This window comes from Mucilaginibacter sp. KACC 22063, assembly GCF_028736115.1.
Lineage (GTDB): Bacteria > Bacteroidota > Bacteroidia > Sphingobacteriales > Sphingobacteriaceae > Mucilaginibacter.
Map to the genome: position 1 here is coordinate 3876156 of NZ_CP117877.1, position 12386 is coordinate 3888541.

A 12386-nucleotide genomic window follows, 5' to 3' on the forward strand; every position below is an offset into this window, starting at 1 on the left:
AATTGCTAAAATCTTTTTGACCATCCTTAATAATAATGAAGAAACCAATGATACTTCCTTTTTCTTCCCAAAAGAAAGTATCCAAAGAAAAAGTCGTGACTTTGGCCTTGTTAAATGGTGTATAAATATGATCAGATGTTATAGTGATCGCAGAAACTGAACGTAAGCTTAAAATGCCGCCTTAGCGCGGGCGGCAACACAGAACTTGAAACACCATAAACATTCAAAGACCGCGGTACCAGCGGCGAGTTTCTTTTGGTTACTTTTCTTTGACGACCAAAGAAAAGTAACATTGAAATCATTGCAATAACTCCGGCTTAATTTTATCCGTAAAATCCTTTGCAAACTTGTTCAGCTTCGGTTGTATCACGAATGCACAATATGGTTTTGAAGTATTATCTACAAAGTAATTCTGGTGATAATCTTCGGCAGTATAAAAAGTATCAGCGGGTACAATATGCGTAACGATAGGTTTATCAAATACTTGCTCGTCGGTAAGCTGTTTGATCATCGCTTCTGCCTTTTGTTTTTGCTCATCGTTATGGTAAAATATGGCTGAACGGTATTGTGTACCCACATCATTCCCCTGACGGTTAAGTGTAGTAGGATTATGGGTTTTAAAGAAGATTAAAAGCAATTCTTCATAACTAATCACATCGGCATCATACTCTAACTCAATAGCTTCCGCATGGCCCGTATCACCGTTGCATATTTCCATATAAGTTGGATTTTCCAGCTCACCACCGGTATACCCCGATTTTACAGAATGAACACCGTTAACTGTTTGATATATTGCTTCTGTACACCAGAAACATCCGCTTGCAAAAGTTGCTTTTTGTAAATTCATATATCAGCGGCTTTGCCGCCCTCCTTTTATGTTGAATACTAAATCAGTTTGAGCTGCTATGAACTCATAGCATAAACTACAATGTTCACGCCAAACTTGGTATTGTCTTCAGCCAGGAAGCGTTTGTTGCGGAAATCGTAATCCCACTCGCAGCCATAATCCTTATTGCTATATAAAACGGCAATGCGCCCGTTAATTTCAATGGACTTCAGGTAGTCATGCACCAGGTCATCGCCCCAGCCATTAAGCTCGAAAGAGGTGTTAGGAGGGCCCTTTTCAAACGTAAAGAAGGCTTTGTATATAGGGTGGTTATTAGGTATCTTCTTTAAAGCATTAGACCCAAACAGCTGTGTCATCTGCGCTTCAAAAGATTTCGCAAATAGCCCGTCTATGTCATGATTGCAGTCGTCAACGAATACAAACCCGCCATTTTGTACGTACTTTTTAAAGTTAGCGCGTTCCTGTTCATCAAATTGCACCAACTTATGGCCACTCAGGTAACAAAAGGGATAGTTAAAAACATCGGGGCTGCTTAATGCCACCACCTTCTCCTTAGTATCAATAGGAATGGTGGTATATTCCAGCAGCGAATTAAGGATATTAGCCGGCATGCGCTGATCAGTATCCCAATCTCCAGAATGATAGCTTAACCTTGTAAAAGTGAACTTACGACCGAAAGACATTTATGTATAAAACTCTAAATTAACTACAATATTTCTTGAAAAGCATACAATACCTTATGTGGGTTGTAATTTTTTGGATACTTTATTTAATTTTTGTTAACCACAGGTTGTAAATACATTAAAAGCACAATATCTTGTGAAAAATTAATACCTGTTACATTTAAACTTCATAAGGTTTTGGAACTTACCGAAAGCGACGTAAAAACACTGCTGGCTAAATTGCCACAGCTTAAAAGCGAGATACAAAAGGTTATTGTTGGGCAGGATGCCATATTAGACGAATTGCTGGTAGCTTTTTTAGCTGGCGGCCATTGCCTGCTTGAGGGCGTGCCGGGACTAGCTAAAACATTAATGGTAAGAACCATGTCGCAGGCGCTGCACTTAGCCTTCAGGCGTATACAGTTTACCCCAGACCTGATGCCTACAGACATTATCGGTACCGAAATACTGGAAGAAGACCATGCTACAGGCAAACGCTTTTTTAAGTTTAACAAAGGGCCACTCTTTGCAAATATTATTCTTGCCGACGAGATTAACCGTACGCCACCCAAAACACAGTCAGCATTGCTCGAAGCCATGCAGGAGTTTGAGGTAACCTACGGCGGGCAGACCTATCCGCTTGAGAAGCCTTTCTTTATACTTGCTACACAAAACCCTATTGAGCAGGCGGGCACCTATCCCCTTCCCGAAGCACAGCTAGACCGTTTTCTGCTGCTGGTAAAAATTGGCTACCCAACTGAGCAGGAAGAATTTGAAGTTTTAAACCGTACAACCGGTACTAAAAAAGCCGAGGTGCAGCCCGTTGTAACCGCCGAAGACATTAAACAAGCCCAGGCATTGGTACGCCAGGTTACTATAAGTGAAGAACTGGTGCGTTATGTGAGTCAGCTGATCCGTGCTACACGCCCTGATACTACGCAGCATGATTATGTGAAAGAATGGGTGCGCTGGGGAGCAGGTCCGCGTGCCGGTCAAGCGCTAATTCTTACCGCTAAAGCACGCGCTTTGCTGAAAGGCCGATACGCTGTAATTATGGAAGACATCCACGCCATGGCTGTGCCAGTACTGCGTCACCGCATATTAATGAACTTTAAAGCAGAAGCCGAAGGGTTAACATCAGACCATGCCACTTTAGAATTGCTGAAATTAGTTGAACGCCCTAAAGCCTTGTAAATAGAATCAAGATACAAGAAAATTAAAAATCTTTTGAAGCCCTCTCCTTTGGAGAGGGTGGGGTGAGGCATATTAACAGAGACAAAATCTAAAAACCGTCATTGCGAGGCACGAAGCAATCCCCCGATTTACAACTGAAAACAGAACGCAGATAACCCGCAACAGAAAACAAATAAATGCAACTCGATCCGAAAGTATTAATGACCATTAAGAATTTGCCTTTACTGGCGAAAACGGTTATTGATGGCTTTATGAACGGGTTCAACAAAAGTACGATCAAAGGCCCGGGAATGGAGTTTAGCCAATACCGCAGCTACCAGCCGGGTGATGACCTGCGGTCGCTCGACTGGCGCATGTTTGCACGGTCTGACAGATACTACATCCGCGAATCTGAAATAGAAACCAGTATTGCGGTCCGTTTCCTGGTTGATGCCAGCGCATCCATGAACCACATGGATGGCGCAATAAAAAAGATCGATTATGCCAAATGGCTGGCGGCATCGCTTGCTTATCTCGTAAACATTCAGGGCGATGCAGCGGGGTTATATGTATTTAAAGATGGCGGACTGTTCTCGCTTGCTTCAAAAGCAGACCCTCAGCATTTACAGCGCATTTACCATCAGTTAGATCATATTCAGCCGGAAGGAAAATTTACGCAGCCAGCGCATTATAAAGAGTTGTTTGGATCAAGCCGCAGGGAGTTATTGGTCTTTATTACCGACATGTACCAAAGCCGCGACGAGATCTATAAACTGCTTGATTCGTTAGCTGCCTTACGCCACGAAGTGATCGTCTTTCACCTGATGGGACAAAACGAGCTTGACTTCGATTTTAAAGGCTATACGGCACTTGAAGATTTGGAAACCGGCGAAACCATTGAAATAGATACGTTACAAGCAAAAAAAATATATAAAGAAAAGTTAGAACAATACCTGGAGGATATCAGGATGCAATTGCTTGGTAAGCACATTGTTTACAAGTTAATAAACACATCGCATCCGCTTGATGAAGCTTTGCGCGAATTTTTACTAAGGAGAAAGAAGGGGTAGCCCTCCCGAACCCTCCCTGGCAGGGAGGGCTTTAAAATAAGAGTGAACATAAAAAATTTACATATAAGCATTAATGCAGTCTTCCCTACCGGGGGAGATTTAGAGGGGGCTATATGCAATTTCTAAATCCCATATGGCTATTCGCAGCTGCCGCCGTTATCATTCCGGTGGTGATACACCTGTGGAATATCCGGCCGGGTAAGGTGCTTAAAGTAGGCAGTACAGCACTGATACAAGCAGCATCGTGCAGAAACAGCCGCAGCTTTAAACTGCTTGACATCCCCTTGCTATTGCTACGCTGCTTGTTATTGATCTTACTTGCACTTATTTTAGCCCTGCCTTTTTTACAAAAGCGCATTCAGGCTGCTAAAACAAATGGCTGGGTACTTATCCCTAAAGAGCAGTTCAGCCAAACTTATCTGCATTATAAACCAACGGTAGATTCACTGATTAAAGCCGGTTACGAATTTCATTACTTTAACAACGGATTTGCAAAAGCTGACTTAAAAAAACTTCTGACCGAAACTAAAAACCTAAAAAGTATTGATACCACCTTACAACAGCCTTCACAATATTGGGGGTTGCTAAATCAGTTAGATAACCGGATTGCCAGCGACATGCCAATTTACCTCTTTACCGAAAACACCATCAATCATTTTGGTGGAGAGCGGCCGCAAATTGGCTACAACCTTAGTTGGAAAACTTACACACCTATCGATTCAACTGACAACTGGATACAAAGTGCCTGGTTCACCAATAATAATACCATTCGGATCGTAACGGGCAAAAGCACTACCAACAGTACCAATTTTACATACAATGATATTCAAGCTGACAAAGGAGATTCGCAATTCAACATTTCTGTTAATGATGGGCAACCAAAGGTTTCATTAAAAGACAGTCAGTCAAAAGCTGTTAATGTGGACACTTCCACGTTACGCATTGCCATTTATAACGACAAATATGTAGCCGATGCCAATTACCTAAAAGCATCGCTTGATGCTTTTGTTCAGTTCAGCCATCGCAAAGCTATAGTTAAGCAGTATAATAGCCCTAATGCCATACCAGTTGGTCTAAGCTGGGTATTCTGGCTCTCTGATCGTCCGTATGCGGCGCGTTTAATAAAAAAGCCAACAAGGGTATTTGCCTATCAAACAGGTAAAACAGAATCAACAAATACAACTATCAGTGCAATAAATAATTTATCGCTACCTAATGGCTCTGATCAGTTATCAATATTTAAACGCATCAATAACAATCAAACAAAAGGCGAAGTGTTGTGGCGCGATGGCTTTGGGCGCCCCGTGCTAAGCAAAGAGCAACAGGACAACGCCGAAGTTTATCGCTTCTTCACTCATTTTAACCCTACCTGGAACGACCTGGTGTGGAATGGCAGTTTCCCTAAATGGATGCTTGAGCTACTGACCAACAAAGCAGGATCTTTACCAGACAAGCATGACCGTCGCAGTATGAGTCCTGAACAAATGCAGCCCGTTAGAATAGCTGAAAATCATACTGTGGGCAGCAAAGTCAGCGTTCAGAAAGATCTGAGCATTTACTTATGGCTACTATTGGCGGTAACATTTATAGCCGAAAGGTGGCTGGCAACAAAAAATAAAATAGCAGGCAATGGCTGAACAACAAGGCATACATAAGATCAAATCTTTACAGCAAAGATGGATTGGCTACCAAGTTGCGGCAGATGCATTATTTGCTTTAGCGGTTGCCCTTATTGCAGGCAGCATTCTTCATTTTGTGGGCAATGCCTCTGCTTTATGGGCAATACTGATCTTTGTCGCGTTGTTCATTGCTATTAGCTCAATACGCCGCCCGTGGCAGGTTACATCACAATCTGTAATTAATTTTTTAAACCAAACCTACCCCGAACTTCAGGAAAGCAGCGATCTGGTAACTAAACCTACCGGCAGCCTCAACCTGCTTGAGCAATTACAACTCAGCAAGGTAGAAAGCGCACTTCAGCAAGTGCCATCAACACCAAGCCAGTTCAGTAAGCGTTTAAAAGCAGCTGTCATATGGATCTTAGCGGCATTGGTATTAAGCTTTATCATTACACGGCTTCCCCAAAGCTTCAATCACTCATTAACAAACTTAGTGAAAGGCAACTCAGCAGTAAATGCTAAACATTTGCCTCCTGAAAAAATACTGCCAGCTATAAGCGCTGCCGAATTAACGATTACCCCACCCGCTTATACACGTAAATCTCCGCGTAAGCAGGACCGCTTTACACTTGATGTGGAGGAAGGCGCATTTGTAAGCTGGAACATCAAAACCAATATTGATGTTAAAAAGGTAACGCTCATTTTTAACGAGCACGAATCGCTTGCCATGCGGCCATCTGGCAGCCATTCAAAGTGGCAGGTGCAAAAAACAATCAGCAAACCCGGCTTTTATCAGGTAAATATCGATGGCAAGTTATCAGACCTTTACCCTGTACAGGTGATTAAAGATGCCCCCCCGGTTATCAAAATTAAAACCCCAAAGCAGTATACGCATATTGATGCAGGCGAGAAACCGATGATAAATGTTACGGTCTCATTAACCGACGACTATGGTATCGAGAATGCTATTATCAATGCTACAGTTGCCAAAGGCCAGGGCGAAGCTGTAAAGTTTAAAGAATACAAGATCAACTTTAATGAATCGTTTGCAACGCATAGCAAACAATACGAAGTCAAAAAACAGATCGACCTACCCTCATTAAAAATGGAGCCTGGTGATGAATTATATTTCTACGTTTCTGCCAACGATACGCACAATCAGCCGAGCCGTACCGATGTATATATTGTTTCGATCCAAGATACGGCACAATTGCTCAGCATGGATGGCATTGTTTCGGCGGCGAATGTAAAACCCGAATTTTTCCGCAGTGAAAGGCAGATCATCATCGATTCGCAAAAACTTTTGCACGATCGCGACAGCATCAGCAAGGAAGAATTTAACCGCCGTAGTAATGAATTGGGATCCGACCAGAAACTACTTCGATTACGTTACGGTAAATTTTTAGGAGAAGAGGACGAATCAGACATTGGTGAAAGCAAGAATGACGAGCTTGGTAAAGCCGAAAACTTTGGAAACGCCGCTATGGTAATGGATGCCTATACCGACAAGCATGACAACGCCGAGGATGCCACATTTTTAGAGCCGACTGTAAAGGCACAGCTAAAAGCGACCTTAACAGAAATGTGGAAGGCAGAGCTGCATCTGCGCATGTACAAGCCGGAAGATGCTTTGCCTTTTGAGTATAAGGCGCTACGCTTGCTTAAAGATTTGCAGCAAAAATCACGGTCTTATGTTGCTAAAACAGGTTATAACCCGCCGCCATTGAAAATGGAAAAACGCCTGAGCGGCGACTTGACCAAGATCACCGAAACTGTGAACAAGCAGGATGTTAAACGCCCTGATGATCAGTTTATAAATCTGAAAAAAGCAGTGGTGATTTTAGAGCAGTTAAAGACTGACTCAAAACTTGCTACTGCCGACCAGCATATCCTTCAACTGGCAGGGCAGCAACTGAGCGCAAAAGCATCAGCACAACCTAATGCTTATCTGCCAGCCGTGGCGGCGCTTCGAAAAATAATTGAAAAAGGCGGCAATGCAGGGGATAAAAACATCAGTCTCGTTGAAAAAGCCATACAACGTGCTTTGCCTCAAAACAAGCCGATGCCAAGCCCTTCAACAAGCGCAGATATTGGCCTGGCGCAAAGCTATTTTAAAAACTTAAACCGTAGCAACAGGTAACATGAAACAGCAATATATCATATACATTGTTTGTGTGCTCGTTGCGGTTATCAGTATCTGGCGAGAGGTTCATCGCGAAAACAAAGCACACTTATGGCTGCGTGTAATCGCTATATTAGTAGCAATACTCGCTTTGGCCTGCATTATACTGCCTGTAAGTTACAATGGCAAAATCGACGTAAATGATAAAAAATCGGCTGTTTTATTAACCAATGGATTTAACGCAGATAGCATTGCCGATTATAAAAACTTGCGCGTATTTACGTTAGATAAGTCTGTAAAAAAAACTTATCCGAAAGCAACACTGATCAGCGATTTATCGGAGATATCCACAGTTAGACCTTCCATTAACAAACTGCATGTTTTTGGCTATGGCTTAAACGAATATCAGCTTAAGCAATTAAACAATCTCCCTTTGTCATTCCATACAGTAGATCCGCCCAATGGGATTATTTCTGTAAGCTGGAGCACCAATTTAAACTCCGGCGACCAGCTGCACGTGCAGGGAACCTACAATAATGCAGGGCAACCAGTTAAGTTAATATTAAAAGGATTGGGTACCACGCTTGATTCCACCGTTATCAATAAAGGCAAAAATCTTTTTGATCTGTCGGCTACACCAAAAAATACTGGCCGGTCGGTGTTCAGGTTATTAGCCATCCGTGATGCAGACACATTGGAAAACGAAAGCCTTCCTATAGAATTAAATACAGTAAAGCCTTTAAAAGTATTAATACTGGCATCGGCTCCGGATTTTGAAAACAACTTTCTGAAGAACTGGCTAAGCACACATGGTTATGGCGTTGCCGTGCGAAACATGATCAGTAAAGACAAGTTCAGCCAGGACTTTGTAAACGTCGAACAGCAATCACTGCAACATTTAACCCCTGCTATTCTAAGTAAATTTGATGTGCTGCTTAGCGACCTCGACCTGCTGAAAACAATGGCGCCAAATGAAGCCTTTGCTTTAAAGCAGGAAGTTGAGCAAAAAGGATTAGGCATTATTGTTCGTGCCGATAGCACCGCAAGCTCGAGCTTTTGGTTGCAGCGTAGTTTCCCGGCTGTAAAAACAGCATCGCAAGGCCAGCTGATCACCGCTTTAAAAGTACAGGGGCACAATGCACCAACTGCCAAGTTAATGATTGACCCTGTTTACATTAGCACGCAGAACCTTACTCAGCCATTAATTACCGACACACAGAACCATGCAGTAACCGCTATAGGTCTTGCAGGAAGCGGCAAGGTTGTGTTCACCACCTTAAACAATACCCATAGCCTTATGCTTGGCGGCGATGAAACCGATTATACTTTGCTATGGTCGTTAATGATCTCAAAGGCTGCCAAAAGCAACATAACCAACGGTCAATGGGTGGTTAAAACGCCTGTACCAACTGTTAATGACCATGTAAAACTTCAACTGGAAAGCGCTGCCCCCAATTCTTCAGTTAAAGTAAATCAATCTACTGCTGCTACCGCCGCTGTACCTTCGTTACCATATGCAACACAGGTAGATTACTGGCCGCAACATGCCGGCTGGCAGCATGCACAACAGGTTAATGGCGCCGAAAAATGGTGGTTTGTTTATCCCGCCAATGAATGGCTTGCGCTTCGACAATCAAAACAGATTAATGATACTAAAGCTTATGCCGCCAGATTTAACAATCAATTAACTGTAACAAAACAAATACATCAAAAAGTGCAGATTGAAGTGCCTAAAATCTATTTTTATGTGCTGCTGATGGCTTCGCTGCTCTTTTTATGGATCGAAGCCAAATTTCTATCATAAGCAATAACTTAATTAAACTACTATAAACAAAGGAGGATTAAACCTTGAAACGCAGAAACTTTATTTACTTATCAGGAGTAGGCGCAGGGGCAATGATGCTTCCAGACCTTTCGGCAATGGGCAGATCCATTGACCAGGAGATAGCGCTGGAAACCGTCGATGTTCGTGTGAAAAAAGAACTGGCGGATGCTGCTCTTACTGTAGCAAAAGCCAAAGGTGCCAGCTATGCCGATATACGCATAGGCCGGTATCTTAACCAGGCAATTATTACCCGCGAAAACCGCGTGCTTAACGTAGCCAATGCCGAATCATTTGGTGTAGGCGTACGCGTGCTTGCCAATGGTTGCTGGGGATTTGCCGCAGGCAACACGGTTACCAAAGAAGGTGTAGCTAAAATTGCAGAACGCGCTGTTGCTGTTGCTAAAGCCAACGCAGCTGCTAAAATTGGCGGCACCCCGGTACAATTAGCCCCACAAAAGGGTTACGGCGAAGTAAGCTGGAAAACACCTATTGAAAAAAATCCGTTCGAGGTGCCTATTAAAGAAAAGGTTGATCTTTTACTAACCGCCAACGGCGAAGCCATGAAAGGCGGAGCAAACTTTGTTAACTCGACCTTATTCTCCATAAACGAGCAAAAATACTTTGCATCAACTGATGGTTCTTATATTGATCAGGACATCCATCGCATTTACCCTAACTTCCAGGTAACTAAAATAGATGCAAGCAAGGGTGCCTTTGAAACCCGCGCAGCTTTAAGCATGCCATGCGGTATGGGTTATGAATACCTTACCCCGTCTGAATCTGAAAAGGTACAGGGCGTAGTAACCCGTTATAAAAAACGTTACGATATGATCGAAGATATCCGTAATGCTACTAAAAACGCTTCTGAAAAGGTTGCTTCAAAATCTGTTGAGCCGGGCAAATATGACCTGGTGCTCGACCCTTCGCACCTTTGGTTAACCATCCACGAGTCTGTAGCCCACCCTACCGAGCTTGACCGTGTGTTGGGCTATGAAGCCAATTACGCAGGTACCAGTTTCCTTTCACTGGAGAAACTGAAATCAGGCAACTTCCATTTCGGCAGTAAGAATATGAACATCGTTGCTGATAAAGACCAGCCGGGCTCATTGGGCTTTGTGGGTTATGATGATGAGGGTGTTAAGCCAAGCAGGTTTGATATTGTTAAGGAAGGTGTACTGACTAACTTCCAGGCGATACGCGATCAGGCGCATATAATCGGCCTCGATCATTCGCAAGGGTGCTGCTATGCACAAAGCTGGGACGATGTGCAGTTTCAGCGTATGCCTAACGTATCGCTTCAGCCGGGCAAAACGCCGCTGAGTGTTGACGATATGATCAAAGGTGTAGAAAAAGGCATTTACATTGTAGGTAACGGCTCGTTCTCTATTGACCAGCAACGCTATAACTTCCAGTTTGGCGGCCAGCTGTTCTATGAGATCAAAAACGGCAAAATTGTAGGCATGCTAAATGACGTGGCTTACCAGGCAACCAACCAGGAATTCTGGAACTCGCTGGTAGCAGTTTGCGATGAGCGCGACTACCGCTTAGGTGGTGCGTTTAATGACGGTAAAGGTCAGCCAAGCCAATCAAACGCGGTTTCGCATGGTTCGTCTACCGCACGTTTTAATGGAGTTAATGTTATCAACACTAAAAGAAAGATCGGATAATTAATATGCCTATACTTAGCAAACAAGAAGCACAGGCTTTATTAAAGAAAGTGCTTAGTTATTCAAAAGCCGACGAGTGTGAAGTTAGCTTAAGGGGTAATGACGGTGGTAATATCCGTACGGCCCTTAATGCTGTTTCAACCGCCGGTGATATCAGTACTGTTGGCTTAGCCGTAACATCTGTTTATGGCAAAAAAGCAGGCAGTGCAACCATTAACGAGTTTGATGATGCATCGCTTGAAAAGGTAGTGCGCCGCGCAGAGGAGCTGGCACAATTAGCGCCAGAGAACCCTGAGCGTATGCCAATGCTTGGCCCGCAAACTTTTAAAGATTCTATTCAATACAACGAAAAAACAGCTGCCATAACACCAGAATCGCGTGCCGAAATGGTGGCTAAAAGTCTTGAAGTAACCAAAGCTGCTAATTTACAGGCAGCGGGTTTCCTTGAGAATACAACCACTTTTACTGCTATAGCTAATTCGAAAGGTTTGTTTGCTTATGAAAAAACAAGCGATGTTACCTTTACCGTTACCACACGTAATGCGGCAGGCACTATATCAGGTTATGCAGCACGTGGCTTTACTGATGTAAGCAAATTGGATACGGCAAGTGCTACTAAAGTGGCCAGCCAGAAAGCGTTAAGCTCTGCCAATGCAAAAGCAATTGAGCCGGGTAAATACACCGTAATATTAGAACCTGTGGCAGGTGCGTACATGATGGAAAACATGTTCCGTTTTGATGCACGCAGCGCCGAAGAAGGTCGTAGTTTCCTGAGCAAAAGAGGTGGTGGCACCCGCTTGGGCGAAAAGCTGATGGACGATAAAGTAACCATTTACTCCGATCCTTTTAATACTGAGCTACCAGGTTCAACCTGGAATGGTGAAGGTTTACCACTGGATAAAACTTACTGGATACAAAATGGAGAGGTTAAAAACCTGAGCTATTCGCGTTATTGGGCGCAAAAGAAAGGCGTTACACCTGTACCCGGGCCAAGCAATATCATTATGGAAGGCGGTAATACCAGCCTTGAAGAAATGATCAAAAGCACCGAGCGTGGTATATTGGTTTCGCGTTTGTGGTATATCCGTATGGTTGACCCACAATCGCTATTGTTAACCGGCCTTACCCGCGACGGTACTTATTACATTGAAAACGGCAAGATCATGTTCCCGGTTAAAAACTTCCGCTTTAACGAAAGCCCTGTCATTATGCTGAATAACGTGGAAGCTTTGGGAAAACCGGAGCGTACCATCAGTGTTGAAAGCTACCGCAGCTACCTGATCCCGCCAATGAAAATCCGCGACTTTACGTTCACTTCATTGTCTGACGCAGTATAGTAAGAGTTTAGAAGCAAGAGCCAAGAAACAAGATAAGCTCACCTTTACGGTGGGCTTTTTTAGT

At 43.4% G+C, this 12386-nt stretch carries 9 protein-coding genes; 7 read left to right on the forward strand and 2 right to left on the reverse strand.

The genetic code is table 11. From position 1 onward, the window contains the following. Positions 1-298: 298 nt before the first annotated feature. Positions 299-847 (reverse strand): peptide-methionine (S)-S-oxide reductase MsrA, encoded by a 549-nt coding sequence (gene msrA, locus PQ461_RS16765; protein ID WP_274206687.1) that lies wholly within the window; start codon positions 845-847, stop codon positions 299-301. Positions 848-903: 56 nt separating this feature from the next. Next, positions 904-1530: a DUF4159 domain-containing protein gene (locus PQ461_RS16770; RefSeq protein WP_274206688.1), complete on the reverse strand. Its 627-nt coding sequence runs from the start codon at positions 1528-1530 to the stop codon at positions 904-906. A gap of 177 nt (positions 1531-1707) precedes the next feature. Here PQ461_RS16770 and PQ461_RS16775 point away from each other — a divergent pair, with 177 nt between their 5' ends. The 7 genes from PQ461_RS16775 to PQ461_RS16805 all read left to right on the forward strand — a co-directional run bounded on the left by PQ461_RS16775 (position 1708) and on the right by PQ461_RS16805 (position 12322). Then, the gene (locus PQ461_RS16775; protein WP_274206689.1) at positions 1708-2703 is read left to right on the forward strand and encodes an AAA family ATPase; all 996 of its coding nucleotides are present in this window, start codon (positions 1708-1710) and stop codon (positions 2701-2703) included. Between the two features lie 176 nt (positions 2704-2879). Further along, positions 2880-3752 (forward strand): DUF58 domain-containing protein, encoded by an 873-nt coding sequence (locus PQ461_RS16780; protein ID WP_274206690.1) that lies wholly within the window; start codon positions 2880-2882, stop codon positions 3750-3752. A gap of 113 nt (positions 3753-3865) precedes the next feature. Next, the gene (locus tag PQ461_RS16785) at positions 3866-5389 is read left to right on the forward strand and encodes a BatA domain-containing protein (RefSeq protein WP_274206691.1); all 1524 of its coding nucleotides are present in this window, start codon (positions 3866-3868) and stop codon (positions 5387-5389) included. Then, entirely contained in the window at positions 5382-7511 is a 2130-nt protein-coding gene (locus PQ461_RS16790; RefSeq protein WP_274206692.1) for a DUF4175 family protein, read from the forward strand. Before PQ461_RS16785 ends, PQ461_RS16790 begins: the two co-directional genes overlap by 8 nt. A 1-nt stretch (position 7512) precedes the next feature. Continuing rightward, complete coding sequence (locus tag PQ461_RS16795; RefSeq protein ID WP_274206693.1) at positions 7513-9297, forward strand: hypothetical protein; 1785 nt, start codon at positions 7513-7515, stop codon at positions 9295-9297. A gap of 44 nt (positions 9298-9341) precedes the next feature. Further along, the gene (locus tag PQ461_RS16800) at positions 9342-10985 is read left to right on the forward strand and encodes a TldD/PmbA family protein (RefSeq protein WP_274206694.1); all 1644 of its coding nucleotides are present in this window, start codon (positions 9342-9344) and stop codon (positions 10983-10985) included. Between the two features lie 5 nt (positions 10986-10990). After that, positions 10991-12322, forward strand: a complete 1332-nt coding sequence (locus PQ461_RS16805; RefSeq protein ID WP_274206695.1) for a TldD/PmbA family protein — start codon at positions 10991-10993, stop codon at positions 12320-12322. The last annotated feature ends 64 nt before the right edge of the window (positions 12323-12386 follow it).

Coding starts and splice junctions, on each gene's coding strand:
- msrA (WP_274206687.1), bottom strand. CDS start 847: ATGAATTTACAAAAAGCAACTTTTGCAAGCGGATGTTTCTGGTGTACA.
- PQ461_RS16770 (WP_274206688.1), bottom strand. CDS start 1,530: ATGTCTTTCGGTCGTAAGTTCACTTTTACAAGGTTAAGCTATCATTCT.
- PQ461_RS16780 (WP_274206690.1), top strand. CDS start 2,880: ATGCAACTCGATCCGAAAGTATTAATGACCATTAAGAATTTGCCTTTA.
- PQ461_RS16785 (WP_274206691.1), top strand. CDS start 3,866: ATGCAATTTCTAAATCCCATATGGCTATTCGCAGCTGCCGCCGTTATC.
- PQ461_RS16790 (WP_274206692.1), top strand. CDS start 5,382: ATGGCTGAACAACAAGGCATACATAAGATCAAATCTTTACAGCAAAGA.
- PQ461_RS16795 (WP_274206693.1), top strand. CDS start 7,513: ATGAAACAGCAATATATCATATACATTGTTTGTGTGCTCGTTGCGGTT.
- PQ461_RS16805 (WP_274206695.1), top strand. CDS start 10,991: ATGCCTATACTTAGCAAACAAGAAGCACAGGCTTTATTAAAGAAAGTG.